Here is a 23,808-nt window from a genome sequence, read left to right on the forward strand (position 1 = left end):
CCAGAAACCTTTTCGCGTTGGAGCATTGCCATGAAGCGTCGCGATTTCCTGAAATCCGTCTCTGGATTGGCTGCCGGCACGGTGCTCCCGGCTGCGCCTCATGTGATCTCCCAGGCCAAGGCCGATGCGCGCTCCGAGACGTTGCTGATCGTCTCCGAAGGCGGGCCCAACAATCTCGACATCCACGGCGTCGGCACCAACGTGCCCGGCTATGAAGTGTCCTGGAATTGCTACGACCGCCTGATCAGCCACGAGATGAAGAGCGGTCCGGGCGGGGTGCCCTATTACGATCGCGACAAGTTCAAGGGCGAGCTCGCCGACGACATGAAGATCGACGACATGTCGGTCACCTTCAAGCTCAAGAAGAACGCCAAATTCCACGACGGCACACCGGTCACCGCCAAGGACGTGAAGTGGTCGCTCGACCGCGCCGTCAGCGTTGGCGGCTTTCCGACCTTCCAGATGAGCGCGGGCTCGCTGACCAAGCCCGAGCAGTTCGTCGTGGTCGACGATACCACCGTGCGCGTGGATTTCGCGAAGAAAGACCGTCTGACGATTCCCGATCTCGCCGTCATCGTGCCCTGCATCGTCAATTCGGAGCTCGTGAAGAAGAACGCGAGCGAGAAGGACCCCTGGGGCCTTGAATACACCAAGCAGCAGACCGCCGGCTCCGGCGCCTACAAGGTGACGAAGTGGACGGCCGGCACCGAAGTCATCATGGAGCGCAACGAGGAGTGGGTCGGCGGCCCCTTGCCGAAGATCAAGCGCGTGATCTGGCGCATGGTGCCGCAGGCCGGCAATCGCCGGGCGCTGCTCGAGCGCGGCGACGCCGACATCTCCTACGAGCTGCCGTTCAAGGACTTCCAGGAGATGAAGGCGAACGGCAAGCTCAACGTGGTGTCGCTGCCATTCTCCAACGGCATCCAGTACATCGGCATGAACGTGACCAAGCCGCCCTTCGACAATGTGAAGGTTCGGCAGGCGATGGCCTATGCGATGCCGTACCAGAAGATCATGGACGCCGTGCTGTTCGGGCTCGGCAATCCCATGTTCGGTGCGGGCGCCGACAAGGCGACGGAGGTCGCCTGGCCGCAGCCGCACAAATACGCGACCGACATGGAGAAGGCGAAGGCGCTGCTCGCAGAAGCCGGCTACGCCAACGGCTTCGAGACGACGATCTCGTTCGATCTCAACTTCGCAGGGGTCAACGAGCCGCTCTGCGTCCTGGTGCAGGAGAGCCTCGCGCAACTCGGCATCAAGACCACCATCAACAAGGTGCCCGGCGCCAACTGGCGCACCGAGCTGAACAAGAAGGAGATGCCGCTCTTCACCAACGTGTTCTCGGGCTGGCTCGATTACCCCGAGTACTTCTTCTACTGGTGCTATCACGGCAACAATTCCGTCTTCAACACCATGAGCTACAAGTCGGCCGAGATGGACAAGCTCATCGATGGCGCGCGCACTGCCGCCGCCAGCGGCGACAAGGCGGCTTACGATGTCGACGTGAAGGGTTTCGTCGATCTTGCCTACGCCGAGGTGCCGCGCATTCCGCTGTACCAGCCCTTCGTCAACGTCGCGATGCAGAAGAACATCTCCGGCTATCAATACTGGTTCCACCGCAGGCTCGATTATCGCGCGATGGCGAAGGGGTGAGGCGTCATGCTGAGCATGATCGGCAAGCGACTGATGTTCGCGATTCCCTCGCTGATCGGCGTCGTCATCGTCACCTTCCTGCTGACGCGCGCGCTCCCGGGTGATCCCGCCGCCTATTTCGCAGGACCCGCCGCGACGAAAGAGGCCGTCGAGCAGATCCGCAAGAAGCTCGGCTTCGACAAGCCGCTGATCGAGCAGTTCTTCCACTACGCCAATGATCTCGCGCATGGTGATTTCGGCAATTCGCTGACGACCGGCCAGCCGGTTGCGACCGAGATCCGCAATCGCCTGCCGGCCTCCGCCGAACTGACACTGCTCGGCCTCATCGTCTCGATCGCCATCGCCATTCCGCTCGGCGTGCTCGCCGCGACCCGGCCGGGATCATGGATTGACCATCTCTGTCGGGTGACGACGACGGCCGGCGTGTCGCTGCCGGTGTTCTTCACCGGCCTCGTGCTGGTCTATGTCTTCTATTTCCAGCTCGGCTGGTCGCCGGCGCCGCTCGGTCGCCTGGATGTGTTCTATAGCGCGCCGCCTACGATCACCGGCTTCTATCTGATCGACACGCTGATCGCGCGCGATTTCGAGGCTTTTCGTTCTTCCCTCAGTCAACTCATCCTGCCCGCGACCACGCTTGCGATCTTCTCGCTGGCGCCGATCGCGCGAATGACGCGCGCCTCGATGCTCGCGGTGCTCGCTAGCGAATTCGTCCGCACCGCGCGCGCCAGCGGCCTGGCCCCTGGCACCGTGATCGTCACCTACGCATTCCGCAACGCGATGCTGCCCGTCATCACCACGCTGAGCATGGTGTTCTCCTTCCTGCTGGGCGCCAACGTGCTGGTGGAGAAGGTCTTCGCGTGGCCCGGCATCGGCTCCTATGCGGTGGAAGCGCTGATCTCGTCGGACTTCGCGCCGGTGCAGGGATTCGTGCTGACCATGGCGGTCATGTACGTGCTTTTGAATCTCGTGATCGACATTCTCTACGGGGTAATCGATCCACGCGTGCGGCTGGAAGGGTAGCGCATCATGAGATTACGTCCGGTGCGTCGCGAGGACGGTGCGCTCCCTCCCCCGCTTGCGGGGGAGGGTTGGGGAGAGGGTGTCTCCGCAATCGAGAACCCCCAAGAGGAGAGAGCCCTCACCCGCGCCGGGGCCTGTCATCGGGCGCGCCTTCGGCGCGACCCGTTGAGCGCGACCTCTCCCGCAAGCGGGAGAGGCGAAGCGAGGTGGCGGGTCGTCGGTTCAGCTCAAAGTCATAAAGCTCCAGGGGTGAGGTTATGAGTTCCGTTGCGCCTGCTGTTGAGCCCGTGGGGCCCGCCCGGACCTCGGGACTATCAGCGATCCTCGAGCAGACCCGCTACGTCCTTGGCGAGAACAAGGTCACGGGCTTTGCCTTCGCGCTCCTGATCCTGATCCTCGTTGCCGCGATCTTCGGTCCCTATGTGGTGCCCTACGATCCGCTCGCGTCCGATACTGCTGCCGCGCTAAAGCCACCGTCGATGGCGCACTGGTTCGGCACCGATCAGCTCGGCCGCGACATCTTCAGCCGCGTCATCGTGGCGACCCGGCTCGATACGTTCATCGCGATCGCCTCCGTCGCGCTGGTGTTTCTGATGGGAGGCCTCGCCGGCATTGCGGCCGGTTATTTCGGCGGCTGGACCGATCGCATCGTCGGCCGCATCGCCGACACCATCATGGCCTTCCCGTTGTTCGTGCTCGCCATGGGTATCGTCGCTGCGCTGGGCAACACCGTGCAGAACATCATCCTCGCCACAGCCATCGTCAACTTTCCGCTCTATGCGCGCGTCGCGCGCGCCGAAGCGAACGTCCGCCGCAATGCCGGCTTCGTGCAGGCGGCGCGTCTCTCCGGCAACGGCGAATTCCGCATCCTCCTGGTGCACATCCTGCCCAACATCATGCCGATCATGACCGTGCAGATGTCGCTGACCATGGGCTACGCGATCCTCAATGCCGCCGGCCTGTCCTTCATCGGCCTCGGCGTGCGTCCGCCGACGGCGGAGTGGGGCATCATGGTCGCCGAGGGCGCGGGCTTCATGGTGTCAGGTGAGTGGTGGATCGCGCTGTTCCCGGGCCTTGCGCTGATGCTCGCCGTGTTCTGCTTCAACCTGCTCGGCGACGGCCTGCGCGACATCGTCGACCCGCAGCGGAGGACGTGAACGATGACTGTTTCCAAGTACACCGCTGTGCTCCCTCCCCCGTTGCGGGGGAGGGTTGGGGAGGGGGGCAGCCCCGGGCGAGATCAGAATTCGTGGCGACGCCCCTCCCTGCCCTCGAGAGCGAGCTTCGCTCGCCTCGGACCCCACAAGGGGGGAGCGAATGAGACAGCTTTGCCCGCCTCACACGCGGATTCCCGACCAAAATTCTCCAATGAATCCAATGTCATTCTACTGTGCATGGGGTTGTTTTCGAGGTTTTTGGTCAGCGCCCCCGCGCGGAGGCATTCATGACCGCCCAGCCGCTGCTCGACGTCCGGGACCTCACGGTCGAATTCACCACCCGCCGCGGCATCGTGAAGGCGGTGCAGCACGTCAACATCTCCGTCGCCAAGGGCGAGACGCTGGCGATCGTCGGCGAGTCCGGCTCGGGCAAGTCGGTGACGTCATATGCCGTGATGCGCATCCTCGACCGCGCCGGCAAGATCGCCGAGGGCTCGGTGATGTTCTCCGGCATTGACGTGAAGGCCGCATCCGAAGACCAGATGCGCGACCTGCGCGGCCGCGAAGTCTCGATGATTTTTCAGAACCCGCGCGCGGCACTGAATCCGATCCGCAAGGTCGGTGATCAGATCGAGGACGTGCTGCGCACCCATGTGCAGCAAGCGCAGGTCACAGGTCACGGCGAAAAGGCGATCGCGGCACTGGAGCAGGTCAAGATCGCCCGTCCGCGTGAGCGCTACCACGCTTATCCGTTCGAGCTCTCGGGCGGCATGTGCCAGCGCGTCGTCATCGCGCTCGCGCTCGCCTGCAATCCGCAGCTCCTGATCGCCGACGAGCCGACCACCGGTCTCGACGTCACCACCCAGAAGGCGGTGATGGATCTGATCGTCGAGCTGACCAAGCGGCGTGCGATGTCGACGATCCTGATCACGCACGATCTGGGATTGGCAGCCGCCTATTGCGACCGCGTCGTGGTGATGGAGAAGGGCAGGGTGGTCGAAACCGCCAAGGCCGCCGACATCTTCGCGAGCCCGCAGCAGCCCTACACGCGCAAGCTGATGCGTGCGACGCCGCGGGTCGGCGTGTCGCTCAGGGATCTGCTGCCTGACGACGAGACGGCGATTGCGCCGGCCGTCACAAGCGCCGTGGCTGTTGAGGCAGCTCCGGCTCCGGCGAGTGTCGACGCAACCAAGCCCCTCCTCCTCGTCGACAAGCTCGTCAAGGAATACCCGCGCCAGGGCGCGACCGCCCTGCTCGGAAAACTGTTCGGCCGCAAGCCACCGGTGGAACCCGAGATGTTCCGTGCGGTCGACGGCATCAGCTTCTCGATTCGCCATGGCGAGAGCGTTGGCCTGGTCGGCGAGTCCGGCTGCGGCAAATCGACGACGTCGATGATGGTGATGCGGCTCCTGGACCAAACCTCCGGTCGTATCCAGTTCGACGGCGAGGAGATCGGCAGCGTCATGCCGAGCGCCTTTGCGCGCCTGCCGTTGCGCAGCCGCATCCAGATGGTGTTCCAGGACCCGACCGACAGCCTCAATCCGCGCTTCACCGCGGCCCGCGCCATCGCGGACCCGCTAATGCAACTTGGCGACATCAGGGGACGCGATGGCTTACGGGCGCGCTGCGAGGAGCTCGCGACCATGGTCGGCCTGCCGCACGATCTGCTCGATCGCTTCCCGCATCAATTGTCGGGGGGACAGAAGGCCCGCGTCGGCATCGCCCGCGCGATTGCGCTGCATCCAAGGCTCGTCATCCTGGACGAACCCACAGCGGCGCTCGACGTCTCGGTCCAGGCGGTGGTGCTGAACCTGCTCCAGGATCTCAAGGCGCGGCTAGGGATGAGCTACCTGTTCGTCTCGCATGATTTGAATGTAGTGCGCCTGTTGTGCGATCGTGTCATTGTAATGCGGACGGGTCGAATCGTCGAAGAGGGGACTTCCGAAAAAGTCCTCGGCGATCCGCAGGACGACTACACCAAGGAGCTGTTGACGGCGATCCCGCATCCGCCGTTGCCGGTGCACTGAGAGCCTTTTTGGGAGCGTGATGGCCGAGCCGCTGGACGACTATATCGACGCCGTCGCGCAAGCACTGGCGTTGCCGATCGAGGAGGCCTGGAGGCCGGCCATTCGCGCCAACTTGGACGTGTCGCTGCGGCTCGCCCGCCTCGTCGACGAATTCGCGCTGCCGGACGAGACCGAGCCGGCGCCCGTGTTCACCGCCTGATGCTGCCATGACGACAGCTCCTGAAGTGACGGCTGCGGACATCGCCAGGGCGGTGACAGGCGGCAAACTGTCCGCGCTCGCCGCGACTGAAGCAGCGCTCGCCCGCATCAAGCAGCATGACACGATCCTCAATTCCTTCACCGACGTCACTGCCGATCGCGCCCGCGCCAAAGCGCGCGCGATCGATGCCGACATCGCGGCCGGCAGAAAGGTCGGCCCGCTCGCAGGTGTCCCGTTCGCGGTGAAGAACCTGTTCGACGTCGCGGGCCTGCCGACGCGCGCCGGCTCGAAGATCAACCGCGACCGCGCACCCGCCGCGCGCGATGCCACGCTGATCGAGCGGATGGAAGCGGCCGGCGCCGTGCTGGTCGGCGCGCTCAACATGGGCGAGTACGCCTACGACTTCACCGGCGAGAACGTTCATGACGGCCCCTCGCGCAATCCGCACGACACGACGCGGATGAGCGGCGGTTCCTCCGGTGGCTCCGGCAGCGCCGTCGGCGGCGCGCTGGTGCCGATCGCGCTGGGCTCGGACACCAACGGCTCGATCCGCGTGCCGTCGTCCTTCTGCGGCATCTTTGGCCTGAAGCCGACCTATGGCCGGCTATCGCGGGCGCGCTCCTTCCCGTTCGTTGCGAGCCTCGATCATCTCGGCCCGTTCGCGCGCTCGGTCACCGATCTTGCGCTCGCCTATGACGCGATGCAGGGGCCGGATGCCGACGATGCCGCTTGCACCATGCGGCCGGTCCAGCCGGTGATGCCGCTGTTGTCCGAACCGACCTCCGGCCTGCGCATCGCGATCGCCGGCGGCTATTTCCAGAAGAACGTATTTCCTGAAGCTGTCGAGGCGGTCAGCCGCGTGGCCAAGGCGCTCGGCGCGACGCAAGTGATCGACATTCCCGAGGCCGCGCGGGCCCGCGCGGCCGCCTATGTCATCACCACGACCGAGGGGGCATCGCTGCATCTCGATCGCTTGCGCAGGCGTCCGAACGATTTCGATCCCGCGGTCCGCGACCGGCTGATCGCGGGCGCCATGGTGCCTGCGACGCTGGTCGACCGCGCGCAAAAATTCCGCCGCTGGTATCGCGCGCAACTCGCCGAGATCTTCAAATCGGTCGACGTGCTGCTCGCGCCGGCGACACCCTGCACGGCGCCAAAGCTCGGGCAGGTGACGTTCAAGCTCGATGGCGTCGAGTTGCCCGTGCGCGCCAATATCGGGGTCCACACCCAGCCGATCTCCTTCATCGGCCTGCCCGTGGTTGCCGTGCCGGTGCCGCTCGAGCCGTTGCCGATCGGCGTGCAGATCATCGCCGCGCCCTGGCGCGAGGACATTGCGCTGCGCGTCGCGCACGCGTTGGAACGGATGGGCGTTGTATCTGCGCCGTCGCCGAGAGGGATTTGAGATGGAGATCGATCTCCCCGACGTGATCGTGGAAGTCACAGCGGCGTTCGAACGCTACGAGAAAGCGCTGGTCACCAACGACGTCGCCGTGCTCGGCGAGCTGTTCCGCGATGACCCGCGCACGCTGCGCTATGGCATCGGCGAGAACCTTTACGGCTATGAGGCAATCTCCGGCTTTCGCGCCGCGCGCTCGCCGGTCGGGTTGAACCGCCGTACCGCGAAAACCGTGATCACCAGCTACGGCCGCGATACGGCGGTCGCCTCAACGCTGTTCTATCGCGACACCATGCCGGGCCGGGTCGGCCGGCAGATGCAGACCTGGGTCCGCTTCCCCGAGGGCTGGCGCGTCGTCGCCGCCCATGTCAGCATCATCGACGAGCCGAAAGAGACCTGATCGCATGACGCTTGACGACCTTCCGCCCGGAGCCCCGCCGCCTGAGACGATGGTGCCGCGCGTTGACCGGCCGCTGCCTTCGGTGGAGAAGGTCACGCGCGCCGAGGAGCTGCGGCTTCAGCTCGCGGACGAGATCGTGCGCGGCACGTTGCCGCCAGGTGCGCCGCTGGATGAGACCGATATCGCGCGACGCTTCAACGTCTCGCGCACGCCGGTGCGCGAAGCGCTGCGTCAGCTCGTGGCAAGTGGCCTCGTCGAGGCGCGCGCCCATCGCGGCGCGGTGGTGGCGCAGCCCTCGATCGAGCGGCTGACGAGCATGTTCGAGGCGATGGCGGAGCTGGAAGCCTTGTGCGCCGGACTTGCGGCCGAGCGGATGTCGGCGGGCGAGCGCCATGGTCTGGAAGCCATTCACGAGGAGCTGCGGGTGCTGAGCTATACCGGCAATCCGGAACGATTCCACGAGGTCAACGAGCGCTTCCACAATGCGATCTATGCCGGCTCGCAGAACGGCTACATCGCCGAAATCACGCTCGCCACTCGCGTGCGCGTGCAGCCGTTCCGCCGCGCCCAGTTCCGCAATCTCGGCCGTCTCGCAAAGTCGCAGGCCGAGCACGATCGCGTCGTCGTCGCCATCATGCGCGGCGACAAGCAAGGCGCCGCCGCCGCCATGCGCGCGCATATCGAGCTGGTGCGCGGGGAGTATGAGATCTACGCGGTGTCGGTGTGATGTCGTAGGGTGGGCAAAGGCGCGCAGCGCCGTGCCCACCACTTTTCTCGCGGTACCAATGGTGGGCACGCTTCGCTTTGCCCACCCTACGAGAGATAGCTACACTGTCGCCACTTCCGCCATATACGCGCGCCAGCCGCCGTAGTTCGTGATGTCGCGCGCTGCGCCCAGCGCCTCCGGCTCCACGATGAAGCCTTTCACGCTGCGGCCGTCGGCGAGCCTGATGCTGCCGATCGACAGCGGCGGCGGGATCGCGTTGACGAACTTGCCGAAGGCCGGCGCCGACAAGGACCAGATCTCCAGCTCGATCGCGGCCCCCTTGCCGGCTTCGACGCGCAGCATTCCGGGCTTTGGTGGCGTCGTGTCGAGTGCGTAGAGTTTGTAGTCCGGCGCCGTCTTCGTTACTTCGATCAGTCGAGCATTCAGCGCCCTCAACTCGCCGTTCAGCGTCATGCCGGACAGATGCGCGCCGACCACGGCAATCGGAATCTCGTCGGCGCTGTTGGCCGGCAGCGGAGCGAGCGGTGCTTGCGCAATGCCCTTCGCGCCGATGCTGAGCTTTGTGTCGGCGTGGAACACGCGGCCAATGCTCGCAAGGAATCCATCGCGACCAGCAGGTGCGAGCAGCGTGATGCCGAACGGCGCGCCATCGGGTCGCATCGATGCCGGTAGCGCCAGGCCGCAGAGATCGAGCAGGTTGACGAAATTGGTGTAGGTGCCGAGCCGGCTATTGAGCTCGATCGGATTGGCGAGCACCTGCGCGGTCGAATAAACGGTCGGCGCCGTCGGCAGCACGAGCGCGTCCAGATGCGCGAAGGCGCGCTCAGCGATCTTGCGCAGCCCTTGCAGGCGGTAGAGCGCGGAGAAGGTCTCGGCCGCGGTGAGCCGCGCACCGGCGGCGGTGATCTCGCGCGTCACCGGATGGATCGCATCTGGCGCGGAGGCGAGGAGATTGCGGATCACGAGATAACGCTCGGCGACCCAAGGTCCCTCATAGAGCAGCCGCGCGGTCTCGTAGAACGGCTCGAGGTCGAACTCGACGAGAACGGCGCCGAGCGCCGTCCAGCGCTTCAAGGCCTCGCCATAGGCAGCCTCCGATTTCTTGTCGCCGAAGAAGATCAGTTGCCCGTTGCGCGGTATGCCCAGACGAACGTTGGCCGGGAACGGCGTGATGGCGCCGAGCGGCCGGTCGCGCGAGAACGGATCGGCCTGGTCCGGCCCCGCCATCACGGAGAGCGCGAGCGCGGCATCGTCCACCGTCAAGGCGAAGACCGAAATGCAGTCGAGCGTGCGGCATGCGGGCACGAGGCCTGCGGTCGAGATCATGCCGAGGCTCGGCTTCAGCCCGACGATATTGTTGAGCATCGCCGGCACGCGGCCACTTCCTGCGGTGTCGGTGCCGAGCGAGAGCGGCACGAGGCCGGCGCCGACGGCCGTTGCCGACCCCGAGCTCGACCCGCCGGGAATGAGATCCTCGCGGATCGGATTTTTAGGAATGCCGTAAGGCGAGCGCACGCCGACGAGGCCGGTTGCGAACTGATCGAGATTGGTCTTGCCGATGATGATGGCGCCGGCAGCGCGCAGGCGCTCGACGGCGGTGGAGTCATGTGTCGGCGTGTAGGAGAAAGCCGGGCAGGCGGCGGTGGTCGGAAAGCCCAGCGCGTCGATATTGTCCTTCACCGCGACCGGCACGCCGTAGAGCGGCAGGCCTGCCGCATCCTTTCGCGCTGCGAGCTTCTCGGCTTCCGCAATCGCGTCCTTCTCGTCGCGCAGGCTGATGAAGACGGCATCATCGCCACAGTTGCGGATGCGCTGATAGCTGCGTGCGATCGTCTGCGCCGGCGTCATCGCGCCCGCGCGATGCGCGGCTAGAATCGCGGCGACCGTCTCTGGCTGGTCAGCCCCCATGGCAATAAAAAACTCCGGCAACGAATCCTCATCAGGCGTGAAGCAAACGATGTGCCATTGTGTACACAATCCGGGCAGGTCGCCTGATCCGGATATTACCGAAAGATCATGCAGTTACGAGAATAAGCGCCCGCCGGCAGTGGTGCGTGGGTAACGCCCGGGTGCGTGCATCTGCTCAAGTTTTGAGCAGATCGCTGGTCTTCCCGTTTGCCTTGCCGATCCTCTCCTCGACATGGCACTGGTGCTGCCCAACATTATCGCCAAAGCGGCCCGCACGAGGCCGCTGGCCAGGAGGACGACCCATGACCATGGCCGCCGCACGCGATGAGGCTTCCAGCCTGTTCGCAACGCCCAAGACGGTCGCCGAGCATCGCGCCGACGGCAGCATCGTGCTGCGCTCGCCCGAGCCCTTGCGTGAGGCCGCGCGCTGCATCGGGGACTGGCTGGAGCAATGGGCGCGGCAAACGCCGGACAAAGTCTTTCTCGCGGAGCGGGGCAAGCCCGATGCGCCCTGGACCACCGTCACCTACGCGCAGGCGCTGCGGCAGGTGCGCTCGCTGGCATCCTGGATCCTCGCGGAAGGCCTGAGCACCGAGCGTCCGCTCGTCATCCTCTCCGACAACAGCGTCGATCATGCGCTGCTTGCGCTGGCTGCCCAGCATGTCGGCGTGCCCTCGGCCGCGATATCGCCGGCCTATTCGCTGATGTCCAAAGACTTCGACAAGCTCAAGAGCATGATCGGCCTGCTTCAGCCCGGCGCGGTCTATGTCAGCGACACAAAGCCGTTTGCTGCGGCGCTCGCGGCGATCAGGCCGTTGCATCAGGCGGAGATCGTCAGCGGCAATCCCGACGACACTGAGGCGTTGTCCTTCCGCGCCCTCGCCGCGACGCCGGAAACTGCCGACGTCGCCAAAGCTTTCGCCGCACTGACGCCGGACACGATCGCAAAATTCCTGTTCACCTCGGGCTCGACGGGCACGCCCAAGGCGGTGATCAACACCCAGCGCATGCTGACCTCGAGCCAGCAGGCCAAGGCGCAGACCTGGACCTTTCTCGCGCAAGGCGGCGACCTCGTGATCCTGGACTGGTTGCCCTGGAGCCATACGTTCGGCGCCAACCACAATTTCAATCTCGTGCTGCGCAATGGCGGCTCGCTCTATATCGACGGCGGCAAGCCGGCGCCTGGCTTGTTCGCGACGTCGCTTGCCAATCTGAAAAGCGTGATGCCGACGGTCTATTTCAACGTGCCGCGCGGTTTCGACATGCTGATCTCGGCGCTGCGCAGCGACGAGGAATTGCGGCGGCGTTTCTTCGGCGAGGTCAAATTCGCCTTCTACGCCGGCGCGGCGCTGCCACAGAATCTCTGGGATGCACTCGAGGAGCTCTCGATCGCGACCGTCGGTCGCGCGCTGGCCATGGTGTCGGCCTGGGGCTCGACTGAAACCTCGCCGCTCGCGACCGATTGCCACTTCCTCGCCGAACGCTCCGGCAATATCGGCGTCCCGATCCCGGGCACCGAGCTCAAACTCGTCACCTCCGGTGACAAGCTGGAGGTGCGCGTGCGCGGGCCGAATGTCACGCCAGGCTATTGGAAAGCCCCGGACCTGACAAAGCAGGCCTTCGACGAGGAGGGGTTTTACCTCATCGGCGATGCCGTGAAATTCGCCGATAGCGCCCGCCCCGAGCGCGGCCTGTTCTTCGATGGCCGTGTCGCCGAGGACTTCAAGCTCAACTCCGGTACCTGGGTCAGCGTCGGCACCTTGCGCGTCGCGGGCATTACCGCGCTCGCGCCCCTGGCGCAAGACATCGTCGTCACCGGCCACGGCGGCGATGAGGTGCGCTTCCTGGTATTTCCCAACATTCCGGTCTGCCGTGCGCATGCGGGGCTTTCGGATACAGCCGCCGTGAGCGAGGTGCTCGGCCACGACAAGGTGAGGAGCGCGATCGCGCAGGGGCTCGCGAAGTTGAAGGCGCAAGGCGCAAATTCCTCCGGCCACGCCACGCGTGCGCTGCTGCTGGCCGAGCCGCCGTCGGTCGACGGCGGCGAGATCACCGACAAGGGCTACATCAACCAGCGCGCCGTGCTGATGCGCCGCGCCGAGGCCATGGCGCGGCTGGACGACGATGCGTCGGCCGAATGGATCGGCTGCGCCAGGTAAACTGAACATCTCGGCACAATCCCGTGCCCCGGACGCGGCGCAGCACCAAACGCGCGTCCACGCGCGTCTTCGACCCGCTATGGTGATGCGCTACAGAGCCGGTGCCCTGTCTTTGAAGACCGCACCTTGGGTCTCTGCTCTGCGTCGCATCGCCAAGGGCGCTGCGCCGCGTCCGCGACTTGTCAAAATATAGATCGTGTGTAATAGTTATCAAATATAATCAAATAGGGAGGCCGCCGTGAGGTCTGGCTTGATTTCGGCAGCCGCGCTGGCTGCCCTTCTTGGATCCACCGCGCTCGCTCGCGCCGAGGGCGAGGGTTGCTCGCCGGTCACCACGGCGTCGCTGTCCGTCGCCGGCGTCGAGATCGTCAGCTCCAAGCTTCAGGAGGCCGGCAACGGCCTGCCCAAGCATTGCATCGTGACCGGCCTTGCCAACCAACGCACCGGCGCGGACGGAAAGTCCTATGCCATCCAGTTCGAGCTGCGGTTGCCGGCCGAGTGGAACGGCCGCTTCCTGCACCAGGTCAATGGTGGCAACGACGGTGTCGTCGTTCCCGCACTCGGCGACAAGCCGGATGGCTGGGCCTCCGGCGGCACGGTGCCGCTCGCGCGCGGTTTTGCGGTGCTGTCGTCGGACAGCGGACATTCCGGCTCCGATCCCGCCAATAAATCGCTCGGGCTCGCCGCAGGTGCGGCCTTCGGGCTCGATCCGCAGGCGCGGCGCGACTACGGCTATGCCGCCGACATCACGCTCTCGCCGGTTGCGAAGAAGATGATCGCGCTGCATTACGGCCGCCAGCCGGATCGTTCCTACATGGCGGGCTGCTCGAACGGCGGACGTCATGCGATGGTGGCAGCCTCGCGCATGCCGGAAAATTATGACGGCTTCCTCGTCGGTAATCCCGGCTTCGATCTGCCGCGCGCTGCGGTCCAGCACGCCTGGGACGTGCAGGCTTTCCTGAAGGCCGATCCGGATCTGCGCAAGTCGATCACCAAGGAGGATGCGCAAGCAATCGCCTCGCGCATCACCGAGGCCTGCGACGCGCTCGATGGCGCCAAGGATGGCCTCACGGCCAATCTCGCCGCGTGCCAGAAGGCGTTGGATCTCAAGACTCTCGTTTGCGCACCGGGCCAGACCAATGCCTGCCTGTCGGAAGCCAAGGTCGACGCGCTGAAGACCAGCCTCGCCGGGCCGAAGAATTCGAAGGGCGAAGCGCTCTATTCGGACTGGCCGCTCGACGGTGGCATCGGCACCGGCAATTGGCGCGCCTGGAAGATCGAGAGCCCCGTCGCGCCCTGGAACAATTTTCCGATTATCGCGACCATGGGCGCCGCGTCGCTGAACTACATCTTCTCGACGCCGCCCGTTGCTGTGGAAGGAAGTAGCGACAAGCTCATCGACGCGCTGAAGGCCTATGACTTCGACAAGGACGCACCAAAGATTTTTGCCAAGGAGGGCACCTTCACGGAATCGGCGATGGACTTCATGACGCCGCCCGACGTCGACGATCCCAAGCTCGCTGGCCTGCAAAAGGCAGGGCGCAAGATGCTGATCTATCACGGCCAGGCCGATCCGGTGTTCTCGGTCAACGACACCATCCGCTGGTACGATCGGCTGAGCAGGAACGCGCAGGGCAACGCGAATAATTTTGCGCGCCTCTTCACCATGCCCGGTGGTACGCATTGTGGCGGCGGCGTCACGCTCGACAAGTTCGATGCGTTGACCGCACTGACCGACTGGGTCGAGCAGGGCAAGGCGCCGGAGTGGATCGTCGCCTCGATCAACCCCGCGAACAAGGAAGTTCCGGCGACGTGGAGCGCGAACCGCACCCGGCCGCTCTGTCCATATCCGTCCTATGCGGCCTACTCCGGCACGGGCAACATCGAGGATGCCGCGAACTTTGTCTGCAAGGCGCCGTAACTGAGAGACGAAGTGCGATCTCGTGCCCCGGACGCGGCGCAACACCAAAAGCGCGTTCACGCGCGTCTTCGACGCGCTATGGTGGTGCACCGTTGAGCCGGGGCCCATGCTGCCTGGTCCCGGCTCTGCGTCGTACGGGACGATGCTTTGCATCGCCCGGAATGCCGTGCCGCGTCCGGGACACGGAACATCGGACATCTTCACTAGGCCAACGCTCCTGTCTCAAAATGCACTTTGAAATTTTTGTTGCTTAAGCAACTAATTTATGCGAGTCCTTCGCAAGCAGGATGATGGCGGAGAAACCGCTGCGCTCAAATGGGAGGATTCATGTTCGGCAGGAATGCTGCCGCCGGCAATCGCCGGCGCATGCCAGGTGAACGCGACACGCCGCGCGCGCGGGGCGCGCCCTCACGTGTCGCCGGTGACCGCGCCGAGATTCTCGTGCAGCCGGCGCAGCAGATCGATCAGCACCTCCTGCTCGTTCTTGGACAGGCACGAGAGCAGCCGCCGCTCGCGCGCGAAGGCGGCGACGATCACCTTGTCATGGGTGGCGCGGCCTTTTGCGGTGAGCGAGATCGAGTGCGTCCTCCCGTCATTGGGATCGCTGCGGATCGCCACCAGCCCGCGCTTGTCCAGGCTGGCCAATGTCCGGCTCACCGGCCCCTTGTCGAAGCCGATGACGTGGCAGATGCGCGAGGCCGGAATGCCCGGCTCGATCGCCAGCAGCGACATGATCCGCCATTCCGTGACGTTGACGCCGAACTCGCGCTGATAGAATGCGGTGGCGCTGTTCGAGAGCTTGGTGGCGATGAAGGTGATGAAGGCCGGAACGTAACGCTCGAGGTCGAGCGTCGGCCCCGCTTCAGCGGGCGTCTTATGGCTTCGGGTCGAGGGCGCGGTCATCTCGGGGCTCGGTTCATGCGCGACAGAAATAAGGACATGCGCGTGCGCTCCACAAGCGCAAAATTGGGAGGATGTAAATGAGTGCAGCCAGCTCCGCTTCGACCGGCGGCCCGCCCGCCATCCCGCATCTCGTTGTCGATCCCTTCGCGATCGGGTTCTTCGCCGATCCCTTCCCCACCCATGACGTGCTGCGCGACGCCGGTCCCGTGGTCTATCTCGACAAATGGAACGTCTACGGCGTCGCGCGCTATGCCGAGGTCCATGCGGTGTTGAACGATCCCACGACCTTCTGCTCCAGCCGCGGCGTGGGCCTCAGCGACTTCAAGAAGGAGAAGCCGTGGCGGCCGCCGAGCCTGATCCTGGAAGCCGATCCGCCCGCGCATACGCGCACCCGCACCGTGCTCTCGCGCGTGCTGTCGCCGACGGTGATGAAGCAGGTGCGCGACCGTTTTGCTGCGGCGGCCGAGGAGCGGGTCGATGTGCTGCTGGAGAAGCGCAGTTTCGATGCCATCGCCGAGCTCGCCGAAGCCTATCCGCTCTCGATCTTCCCCGATGCGCTGGGCTTGAGGCCGGAGGGCCGTGAGCATCTCATCCCCTATGCGAGCCTGGTGTTCAACGCCTTCGGTCCACCGAACCAGCTGCGCCAAGAGGCAATCGAGCGGTCGGCGCCACATCAGGCCTATATCGCCGAGCAATGCCAGCGTGAGAACCTCGCGCCAGGCGGGTTTGGCGCCTGCATCCACGCCCGCGTCGACGAGGGCGAGATCACCGCGACCGAGGCGCCGCTCCTGGTGCGCTCGCTGCTGTCGGCGGGGCTCGATACCACCGTCAACGGCATCGGCGCCGCGGTCTATTGCCTCGCACGCTTTCCCGATCAATGGCAGCGCCTGCGCGATGATCCGACGCTGGCGCGCAATGCCTTCGAGGAGGCCGTGCGCTTCGAAAGCCCGGTCCAGACCTTCTTCCGAACGACCACGCGCGAGGTCGAACTCGGCGGCACCAGGATCGGCGAGGGCGAGAAGGTTTTGATGTTCCTTGGTGCTGCCAATCGCGATCCGCGGCGCTGGGATAAGCCCGATACCTACGACATCACCCGCCGCACCTCCGGCCATGTCGGTTTCGGCTCCGGCATTCACATGTGCGTTGGCCAGCTCGTCGCACGCCTCGAGGGCGAGGTGATGTTGTCGGCGCTGGCGCGACGAATCGCGAAGATAGAGATCACGGGCGAGCCGAAGCGCCGGTTCAACAACACGCTGCGCGGGCTCGACAGCCTCCCAGTCACCGTCACTCCGGCCTGAGGATCCTTGATGCCTGCGATCACCTTCATTCACTCCGGCGGCAAGAGCGAACGTATTGACGTCAGCGATGACGAGAGCGCCATGCAGGCCGCGACCCGCCACGGCCTCGACGGCATTCTGGCCGAGTGCGGCGGCAACGCAATGTGTGCGACCTGCCATGTCTATGTCGACGATGGCTGGCTCGCGCGCTTGCCGGCGATGGCTGATGACGAGGACGCTCTGCTCGACGGCGCCGCCGCCGAGCGTACGGCCAACAGCAGATTGTCCTGTCAGATCAAGATCACGCCCGAGCTCGACGGGCTCGTGCTGCGCCTGCCGGAGCGGCAGATCTGAAGCGGCAAGTCTGAAGCGGCAGATCTCAAGCGGCAGGTCTCAAGCGGCAGGTCTCAAGCGGCAGGTCTGAAGCGAGTCTGAAGCGGTAGGTCTGGCGTTCGGATCGCCGCCGGCAACGACCGGTGCCGCGAAGCGAAAAGCCAACAGGAGAGGGAACGATGAAGAACTTGAAGTGGACGCGTGCACTTACGCTTGCACTTGCGGCAAGCCTGATGGCCGGAACAGCCAGCGCCGAAATATCCGACAACGTCGTGCGCATCGGCGTGCTCAACGACATCTCCGGCATTTTCCAGGACACCAACGGCATGGGCTCCGTCGAGGCTGCGCGCATGGCGGCCGAAGATTTCAACGGTGGAGGCAAGAACATCAAGGTCGAGATCGTCTATGCCGACTACCAGAACAAGGCCGACGTCGGCGCGGCCATCGCGCGCAAATGGCTCGACGTCGAGGGTGTCGATGCGATCGTCGACGTGCCGAATTCGGCGGTCGGTCTCTCCATCAACACGCTGCTGCGCGACAGCCGCATGACGTTTCTCGCATCGTCCACCGCAAGCGCCGACCTCACCGGCAAGGCCTGCTCGCCCAATACCATCCAATGGGTCAACGACACCTGGGCGACCGGCAACACCACCGCGGCGGCAATGATCTCGCACGGCGGCAAGGAGTGGTACTTCCTCACGGTGGACTACGCGCTCGGCAAGGGTATCGAGGCGGAGGCGCAGAAATATATCGAGGCGCATGGCGGCAAGGTAATCGGTTCCTCGAAACATCCGCTCGGCACGGCCGATTTCGCCTCCTTCCTGTTGCAGGCACAGAGCTCGAAGGCGCAGGTGATCGGGCTCGCCAATGCCGGCGGAGACACCATCAACGCGGTGAAGCAGGCCGCCGAGTTTGGCATCCAGCAGAACGGGCAGAAGCTCGTCGCCTTCCTGCTCTTCATCAACGATGTCCACGGCATGGGCCTGAAGGTCGCACAAGGCCTCCAGCTCATGGAAGCCTTTTACTGGGACATGAACGACGATACCCGCGCCTTCGCAAAACGCTTCGCGGCGCGGCCCGGCATGAACGGCAAGATGCCGAGCGGCAACCAGGCCGGCGTCTATGCGTCAACGCTCGCTTATCTCAATGCGGTCGCCGCCACCGGCAGCGACAACGCAAAGGACGTCGTGCCGGAGATGAAGAAACTCAGCGGCAGGGACAAGCTGTTCGGCGACACCGCGATCCGTCAGGATGGCCGCGTCGTGCACCCGATGTATCTGTTCGAGGTGAAGAAGCCGGAGGAGTCGAAATACCCGTACGATTATTACAAGCTGGTCTCGACGATTCCCGCAGACCAGGCGTTTCGGCCATTGGCGGAGGGTGGGTGCGCGCTGGTGAAGTAAGTGTGGCCGCAAGCGCTGCTGCACCCGCTTTGCGAAGCAAAGCCGGGTGAGCTATCCGCGCACGCAACTCGTGCAGTTGAGTGTGCGGAAACAACCCCTCATCCGGCGCTTCGCGCCACCTTCTCCAAGGGGAGAAGGGAAGAGCCGTCTACCCCACCACCTTGCTGCTGCCCTGCGTGATCAGGCGCGCGGCGCGCTGGTCGCGGACGTAGATCCAGAGCCAGGTGAGCGCGACCGCAAGGCGATGGCGCAGGCCGATCAGGAAGTAGATGTGGGCGATACCCCAGATCCACCACGCGATCGCGCCGCGCAGCTTCACCCGACCGAAATCGATCACCGCGAGGCGCTTGCCGATCTGCGCGAGGCTGCCGGCATGCTTGTAGCGGAACGGGCCGAGCTTCTCGCCGCGCAGCCGTGCCTTGATGAGATCAGCAACGTAGCGTCCCTGCTGCTTGGCCGCCGGCGCGATACCGGGCACCGGCTTGCCGTCCCACGCGGGAATGGTGACGGTGTCGCCGATGGCAAAGACATCTGGATGGCCGGGCACGGTCAGATCTTCCGCAACCTCGACGCGGCCGGCGCGGTCGGCCGGCGCATTCAGCCATTCGGCGGCGGGAGAGGCGCGCACGCCGGCCGCCCAGATCCGGGTCTTCGCATTGAGCCGCTGCCCGCCATAGACCACGCCATCGCGGTCAACCTCGGTGACGGGCTGGCCAAGGACGACCTCGACGCCGATCTTCTCCAGCGAGGCCTGCGCATAGGCCGAGAGATCGTCGGCAAAGCCGGCGAGCACGCGCGGTCCAGCCTCGATCAGCACGACGCGCGCCTTGCGCGTGTCGATGTTGCGAAAATCGCCCGGCAGCGTGTGGTGCGCCATCTCGGCGATGGTGCCGGCGAGCTCGACGCCGGTCGGACCAGCGCCGATGATGACGAAGGTGAGGCGCGCGGCGCGGCGCTCCGGATCGGTCTCGCGTTCGGCGCGCTCGAATGCGAGCAGGATGTGACGACGCAGCGTGGTCGCATCCTCCAGCGTCTTCAGGCCGGGCGCCCACTGCTCCCATTCGTCGTGGCCGAAATAGGCGTGGCGGACGCCGGTCGCGAGCACCAGCGTGTCATAGGGAACTTCGCTGCCGTCATCGAGCAGCACGGCGCGCCGCTCGGCATCAACGCCGCTCACGGTCGCAAACAGCGTCGTCACTTCGCGCCGCGCCCGCATGAGGTGGCGGACCGGCCAGGCGATATCGCTGGTCGCAAGCGAAGCGGTCGCGACCTGGTAGAGCAGCGGCTGAAACAGATGATGGTTGCGGCGGTCGATCAGCGTGATCTCGACGCCCGCGCCACTGAGCCGGTGGGTCGTCTCCAGCCCGCCGAAGCCGGCTCCGACGATGACGACGCGGTGGGGTTTCGCAGTCATGAAAGCTGCCCTCGATTCGTTGGGTGTGCGTCACTCATTAAAGAGCGAAGATCGGGTCGCGGTCCAATAGCCGTCATCAATTGAGGAATAGCGACAGCGTATCGACGGGACCGCGAAAAAGCGCCGCAGCCCTCGCCAAAGTGAGTAGAACTATAGTTCTTGCCATCGGGGATGGGGGCGAATTATGGTGCAGGCGGGCGCTGAGCCATTGACGGCTTTCACGATTTTGCGTCCTAACAGAACGATCCGGAAGCGGGCCATCCGTCAGTCCGGGGCAATGAGAACGAGGAGGGGACTGGGTATGAGGACGGCATTCTGGCTGGCGGGTGCGGCTGCGCTCGCGCTGGCAAGCCCGGCATCGGCCGGCGACACCATCAAGATCGGCTTCGTCTCCACCTTCAGCGGCCCGACCGCGGTGATCGGCAACGACATGCGCAACTCCTTCGAGCTCGCGCTCGACCATCTCGGCCGCAAGATGGACGGCAAGCCGGTCGAGGTGATCTACGAGGACGACCAGCAGAAGCCCGACGTCGGCAAGCAGAAGACCGAAAAGCTCGTGCAGTCCGACAAGGTCGATTTCATCGTCGGCTACATCTGGTCCAACGTGCTGCTCGCCTCGCTCAAGACGGCGGTGGATTCGAAGACCTTCCTGATCTCGGCCAATGCCGGCCCGTCGCAGCTCGCCGGCGAATTGTGCTCGCCTTACGTCTTCTCGACCTCCTGGCAGAACGACCAGACCCCGCAGGCGATGGGCCAGTACATGAACCAGAAGGGCGTCAAGAGCGTCTTCCTGATCGGGCCGAACTACGCCGCGGGCAAGGACATGCTCGCGGGCGTCAAGAGCACCTTCAAGGGCGAGATCAAGGGCGAGGAATATACGGTGTGGCCGAGCCAGCTCGATTTCTCCGCCGAGCTCTCCAAGGCGCGCGCCTCGGGCGCCGAGTCGATCTTCGTGTTCTATCCAGGTGCCGCCGGCGTGCAGTTCCTCAATCAATATGTGCAGGCGGGCCTGAAGACCCAGATCCCGCTCTATACGGCGTTTACCGTCGACGAGCTTTCGCTGCCGCTCCAGAAGGACAATGCGCTGGGCGTCCCCGGTGCGCAGGAATGGGTCAACGACCTCCCGAACGACGAGAACAAACGCTTCGTCGCCGACTACCGCAAGAAGTACGCCAGCCTGCGCCCGACCTACTACGGCGCGCAGGCCTATGACGCGGCCCAGCTCATCAACAGCGCGGTCGTGGCGGTGAAGGGCGACACCAGCAAGAAGGACGCGATGAAGGCCGAAATGGAAAAGGCCAACTTCAAGTCGCTGCGCGGCCCCTACAAGTACGGCAACAACCACATCCCGATCCAGAACTTCTATCTCCAGGATGTCGTGAAGGACGCCGACGGCCAGCTCGCGCTGAAGACGGTCGCCACCATCGTCAAGGACGACCAGGACCGCTTCCACGACAAGTGCCCGATGAAGTGAGCTCGCGCCTTTCCCTCTCTCCGTTCTTACGGGGGCGCGACGAGCTTCGCCCGCGCCCCCTCGCCGGCAATTCCCACGGTGTGTGAATTGCGACTTCTCGCCGCAAGCTGTGAGGAGTTACATCTAACGGCATGCTCGCAGAGACTCAGTGCTCCCGCGACGGCTGTCCGCTCCCAAATGGGTGTAGCCGATCTGACGTCCTCATTCGAATCGCTGCACTCGAATTGACGACTCGGCTTTTGACCTCCCCAGGCTGACACTCCTTGACGTGGGAGAGGTCCGTCCGGTTGCGACGAGGGAGGCGACATGAATTTCCGGTACCCGTCGGACGCGATCGTACCGCTTCATCGCGACCACCATCCCGTTGACGATGATGGCTATGACAGGTTCGCTTCCACATCGAGGGACTCTGCGCCTTCCTCCATGCCGATGTCCGGAGACGACGGAGCCGGCGCCCATAGCCGGCTGTGGGTCGCTGGCCAGGAGGCGCATTCTCCCACCGGGATCATGAGCCGGCACGATGCTGTGTCTTTCGAGCCCGATAGTGGCCACCACGCCACTCCATCCGCTGGACTCGGATCTGGATCGGGCAACCCATCGCTCGGCTGGGGCTCAATCCAAAGCGGAGGCAGCACAGCCGGTAATGGCGGAGATGGCTATTCTTATGGAGGCATCGTTCATGCCTCGCTTCTGATCTATGAGCCGATCAACATTTCGGTGTCCGTCGGATACGGCTCCGTTGCCCTGGCCGAGCAAACCAACGACGTGAATGTCGATCAATCCGCCTTTCAGATGGCGGGTGTCGGGGGAGATGGCGGTAACGGCAATTTCGCGTCGGGAGGCAGCGGCAGTGGTGTCGGCAACGGCGGCGCCGGCTATTTCTCCGGCGCTTTGGTCGACGCTCCCATCGTGATCTACCATCCGGTCAATGTTGCGGTGGCTGGCCCAGGCGGCACAGCGTACGCAAGCCAGTCAAATGCGGTGGACATCAATCAGTCGGCCGTTCAGATCGCAGGTGTTGGCGGGAGCGGCGGAAACGGCAACGTCGCCGGCAGCGTCATCACGCTCGATCCTGCCTGGGGATCGAGCAACCAGGCCGGCAATGGCGGAGACGGTTCTTTTCATGGAGAGCTCGTTCATACGTCCTTCGTGCTGTATGACCCGATCAACATTGCGGTCGCGGGTTACAACTCCAGCGCTTACGCGATCCAGACCAATAGCGTGTATGTGGACCAGTCCGCCCTTCAGATAGCCGGCATCGGCGGGTATGGGGGCAACGGAAACGTTGCGATGGGTGGCGGCTTTCTCTCTCAGAGCCTGTGGGGCGGCTCCGATGCGATTGCGACCGGGGCCAACGGCGCCGGCAATGGCGGGAGCGGGCATTCCTCGGGGAACCTGATCGATGTCAGCGTCGCGATCTATGCTCCCATCAATATCGCGATCGCCGGCCCGCATTCGACGGCAGTGGCGGATCAGACCAACGATGTGCACATCGACCAGAGCGCGGTCCAGATCGCCGGAGTGGGCGGCGATGGAGGCCATGGCAATCTCGCACTGGGTGGCGATCTCTCCACGCATCTTCTGTCAGATCTGCACTTGATGGCGTAGCGAAACTTGCGTCGCTCGTCCGATTGCAACGCGGCTGGCCGTCGACCCGCCGCGTATGCAAGCACTCGGGCACACCCTGATGCCTGCGACGTCAAGATGTCATCACGGGGGTCATACTTTCGTGCGTAGGCCCATCAAACCGGATGGTGTCCGATTTGACATCTATCGTCGCCGAGCATGCGAGGATCAGAGTTGCGGAGCGTGTCCATCTGATCGGGATGGATGATGCGTGTAAATCAACAAACGCAGGGAGGCTCAAATGATGCCCAAAGCGGTCCACATTTCGGATTCAATCGGATTCAAATCGATCGACACCGGCGGTCAAAGCGTCGGAAACGGCGGTGATGGCACCTTCAAGGGAGCCATCATCAACAAGCCGACGCTCACCTTCGACCCGACCAACAAGGCGGAAGGTGCCGACGTCCACGTCAACACCGGCGATCACGTCAAGCAAACGGCAGACTGGGACGCCGGCGGCGCGAACGGGACCGCCTCATGGTTTGCAAAGGCCCATGGCGGAACCGCCACGTCGAACGGAAGCCAGAGCTCGGAAAGTGGCTACGATACCTCCAAGGTCTACGCGAATACGGATGCCACCCAGATCAACAAGCTCTGGGTAGACCAGCACCAGGACGTGGCGGCCGGTATCGGCGGTGACGGTGGAAGCCTCAATTCCGCACAAGGTGGAGACGTGCACTTCCACTTCGACGTGCTTTGACCAGCAGCTCGTCGCGTGACGGGGACCGGCGGCGCGTGCCGCCGGCCCCCGATTTGCAGCCAATGCTTCGTCGTCATGCCCGAGCGGAAGGCAGGCGTGAGGCCAAACCAA

19 protein-coding genes are annotated in these 23,808 nt (G+C 64.5%); 16 read left to right on the forward strand and 3 right to left on the reverse strand.

The features are described 5' to 3' along the window. Positions 1-30: 30 nt before the first annotated feature. The 8 genes from SO139_RS11265 to SO139_RS11300 all read left to right on the forward strand — a co-directional run bounded on the left by SO139_RS11265 (position 31) and on the right by SO139_RS11300 (position 8,579). On the forward strand, positions 31-1,653 hold the full coding sequence (locus SO139_RS11265; RefSeq protein ID WP_449377777.1) for an ABC transporter substrate-binding protein: 1,623 nt from the start codon (positions 31-33) through the stop codon (positions 1,651-1,653). Between the two features lie 6 nt (positions 1,654-1,659). Beyond that, a complete protein-coding gene (locus tag SO139_RS11270; protein ID WP_449377776.1) occupies positions 1,660-2,673 on the forward strand; it encodes an ABC transporter permease in 1,014 nt (337 codons plus the stop codon). Positions 2,674-2,930: 257 nt separating this feature from the next. Beyond that, positions 2,931-3,830, forward strand: coding sequence for an ABC transporter permease (locus SO139_RS11275; protein WP_449377775.1), 900 nt, complete (start codon positions 2,931-2,933; stop codon positions 3,828-3,830). 287 nt (positions 3,831-4,117) lie between these two features. Beyond that, on the forward strand, positions 4,118-5,857 hold the full coding sequence (locus SO139_RS11280; protein WP_498540065.1) for a dipeptide ABC transporter ATP-binding protein: 1,740 nt from the start codon (positions 4,118-4,120) through the stop codon (positions 5,855-5,857). 19 nt (positions 5,858-5,876) lie between these two features. Continuing rightward, entirely contained in the window at positions 5,877-6,056 is a 180-nt protein-coding gene (locus tag SO139_RS11285) for a DUF4089 domain-containing protein (protein ID WP_449377773.1), read from the forward strand. 7 nt (positions 6,057-6,063) lie between these two features. Then, entirely contained in the window at positions 6,064-7,458 is a 1,395-nt protein-coding gene (locus SO139_RS11290; protein WP_449377772.1) for an AtzE family amidohydrolase, read from the forward strand. 1 nt (position 7,459) lies between these two features. After that, positions 7,460-7,852 (forward strand): oxalurate catabolism protein HpxZ, encoded by a 393-nt coding sequence (gene hpxZ, locus SO139_RS11295; protein ID WP_449377771.1) that lies wholly within the window; start codon positions 7,460-7,462, stop codon positions 7,850-7,852. 4 nt (positions 7,853-7,856) lie between these two features. After that, complete coding sequence (locus tag SO139_RS11300) at positions 7,857-8,579, forward strand: GntR family transcriptional regulator (protein ID WP_449377770.1); 723 nt, start codon at positions 7,857-7,859, stop codon at positions 8,577-8,579. Positions 8,580-8,678: 99 nt separating this feature from the next. Here SO139_RS11300 and atzF read toward each other — a convergent pair whose 3' ends face one another. Beyond that, on the reverse strand, positions 8,679-10,487 hold the full coding sequence (gene atzF, locus SO139_RS11305; RefSeq protein ID WP_498540074.1) for an allophanate hydrolase: 1,809 nt from the start codon (positions 10,485-10,487) through the stop codon (positions 8,679-8,681). Between the two features lie 302 nt (positions 10,488-10,789). Between atzF and SO139_RS11310 the strand changes: the two genes are divergently transcribed. Beyond that, positions 10,790-12,646: a feruloyl-CoA synthase gene (locus SO139_RS11310; RefSeq protein ID WP_449377769.1), complete on the forward strand. Its 1,857-nt coding sequence runs from the start codon at positions 10,790-10,792 to the stop codon at positions 12,644-12,646. Positions 12,647-12,884: 238 nt separating this feature from the next. Then, on the forward strand, positions 12,885-14,567 hold the full coding sequence (locus tag SO139_RS11315) for a tannase/feruloyl esterase family alpha/beta hydrolase (RefSeq protein ID WP_449377768.1): 1,683 nt from the start codon (positions 12,885-12,887) through the stop codon (positions 14,565-14,567). A 408-nt stretch (positions 14,568-14,975) separates the two neighbouring features. Here SO139_RS11315 and SO139_RS11320 read toward each other — a convergent pair whose 3' ends face one another. Continuing rightward, positions 14,976-15,470 (reverse strand): MarR family winged helix-turn-helix transcriptional regulator, encoded by a 495-nt coding sequence (locus tag SO139_RS11320; RefSeq protein ID WP_498540066.1) that lies wholly within the window; start codon positions 15,468-15,470, stop codon positions 14,976-14,978. A gap of 77 nt (positions 15,471-15,547) precedes the next feature. On the opposite strand from SO139_RS11320, the gene SO139_RS11325 reads away from it, so the two are divergent. From SO139_RS11325 to SO139_RS11335, 3 genes are all read left to right on the forward strand, one after another. Next, positions 15,548-16,768, forward strand: a complete 1,221-nt coding sequence (locus SO139_RS11325) for a cytochrome P450 (protein ID WP_449377766.1) — start codon at positions 15,548-15,550, stop codon at positions 16,766-16,768. A 9-nt stretch (positions 16,769-16,777) separates the two neighbouring features. Further along, the gene (locus tag SO139_RS11330; RefSeq protein WP_449377765.1) at positions 16,778-17,101 is read left to right on the forward strand and encodes a 2Fe-2S iron-sulfur cluster-binding protein; all 324 of its coding nucleotides are present in this window, start codon (positions 16,778-16,780) and stop codon (positions 17,099-17,101) included. A gap of 158 nt (positions 17,102-17,259) precedes the next feature. Then, positions 17,260-18,483 (forward strand): ABC transporter substrate-binding protein, encoded by a 1,224-nt coding sequence (locus SO139_RS11335; RefSeq protein ID WP_498540067.1) that lies wholly within the window; start codon positions 17,260-17,262, stop codon positions 18,481-18,483. Positions 18,484-18,631: 148 nt separating this feature from the next. Here SO139_RS11335 and SO139_RS11340 read toward each other — a convergent pair whose 3' ends face one another. Continuing rightward, entirely contained in the window at positions 18,632-19,897 is a 1,266-nt protein-coding gene (locus SO139_RS11340; RefSeq protein WP_449377763.1) for an NAD(P)/FAD-dependent oxidoreductase, read from the reverse strand. A gap of 301 nt (positions 19,898-20,198) precedes the next feature. Between SO139_RS11340 and SO139_RS11345 the strand changes: the two genes are divergently transcribed. The 3 genes from SO139_RS11345 (at position 20,199) to SO139_RS11355 (ending at position 23,697) form a co-directional block, all read left to right on the forward strand. Further along, positions 20,199-21,371, forward strand: a complete 1,173-nt coding sequence (locus SO139_RS11345) for an ABC transporter substrate-binding protein (RefSeq protein ID WP_449377762.1) — start codon at positions 20,199-20,201, stop codon at positions 21,369-21,371. 306 nt (positions 21,372-21,677) lie between these two features. Next, the gene (locus SO139_RS11350) at positions 21,678-22,979 is read left to right on the forward strand and encodes a hypothetical protein (RefSeq protein ID WP_498540068.1); all 1,302 of its coding nucleotides are present in this window, start codon (positions 21,678-21,680) and stop codon (positions 22,977-22,979) included. A gap of 259 nt (positions 22,980-23,238) precedes the next feature. Then, positions 23,239-23,697, forward strand: coding sequence for a hypothetical protein (locus SO139_RS11355; RefSeq protein ID WP_449377760.1), 459 nt, complete (start codon positions 23,239-23,241; stop codon positions 23,695-23,697). Positions 23,698-23,808: the final 111 nt, after the last annotated feature.

This window comes from Bradyrhizobium sp. UFLA05-89 (assembly GCF_059803475.1).

Bases quoted from the DNA above. Each gene is read 5' to 3' on its own strand.
- SO139_RS11265 (WP_449377777.1), top strand. From the start codon at position 31: ATGAAGCGTCGCGATTTCCTGAAATCCGTCTCTGGATTGGCTGCCGGC.
- SO139_RS11270 (WP_449377776.1), top strand. From the start codon at position 1,660: ATGCTGAGCATGATCGGCAAGCGACTGATGTTCGCGATTCCCTCGCTG.
- SO139_RS11275 (WP_449377775.1), top strand. From the start codon at position 2,931: ATGAGTTCCGTTGCGCCTGCTGTTGAGCCCGTGGGGCCCGCCCGGACC.
- SO139_RS11280 (WP_498540065.1), top strand. From the start codon at position 4,118: ATGACCGCCCAGCCGCTGCTCGACGTCCGGGACCTCACGGTCGAATTC.
- SO139_RS11285 (WP_449377773.1), top strand. From the start codon at position 5,877: ATGGCCGAGCCGCTGGACGACTATATCGACGCCGTCGCGCAAGCACTG.
- SO139_RS11290 (WP_449377772.1), top strand. From the start codon at position 6,064: ATGACGACAGCTCCTGAAGTGACGGCTGCGGACATCGCCAGGGCGGTG.
- hpxZ (WP_449377771.1), top strand. From the start codon at position 7,460: ATGGAGATCGATCTCCCCGACGTGATCGTGGAAGTCACAGCGGCGTTC.
- SO139_RS11300 (WP_449377770.1), top strand. From the start codon at position 7,857: ATGACGCTTGACGACCTTCCGCCCGGAGCCCCGCCGCCTGAGACGATG.
- atzF (WP_498540074.1), bottom strand. From the start codon at position 10,487: ATGGGGGCTGACCAGCCAGAGACGGTCGCCGCGATTCTAGCCGCGCAT.
- SO139_RS11310 (WP_449377769.1), top strand. From the start codon at position 10,790: ATGACCATGGCCGCCGCACGCGATGAGGCTTCCAGCCTGTTCGCAACG.
- SO139_RS11320 (WP_498540066.1), bottom strand. From the start codon at position 15,470: ATGACCGCGCCCTCGACCCGAAGCCATAAGACGCCCGCTGAAGCGGGG.
- SO139_RS11325 (WP_449377766.1), top strand. From the start codon at position 15,548: ATGAGTGCAGCCAGCTCCGCTTCGACCGGCGGCCCGCCCGCCATCCCG.
- SO139_RS11330 (WP_449377765.1), top strand. From the start codon at position 16,778: ATGCCTGCGATCACCTTCATTCACTCCGGCGGCAAGAGCGAACGTATT.
- SO139_RS11335 (WP_498540067.1), top strand. From the start codon at position 17,260: ATGAAGAACTTGAAGTGGACGCGTGCACTTACGCTTGCACTTGCGGCA.
- SO139_RS11340 (WP_449377763.1), bottom strand. From the start codon at position 19,897: ATGACTGCGAAACCCCACCGCGTCGTCATCGTCGGAGCCGGCTTCGGC.
- SO139_RS11345 (WP_449377762.1), top strand. From the start codon at position 20,199: ATGAGGACGGCATTCTGGCTGGCGGGTGCGGCTGCGCTCGCGCTGGCA.
- SO139_RS11350 (WP_498540068.1), top strand. From the start codon at position 21,678: ATGAATTTCCGGTACCCGTCGGACGCGATCGTACCGCTTCATCGCGAC.
- SO139_RS11355 (WP_449377760.1), top strand. From the start codon at position 23,239: ATGATGCCCAAAGCGGTCCACATTTCGGATTCAATCGGATTCAAATCG.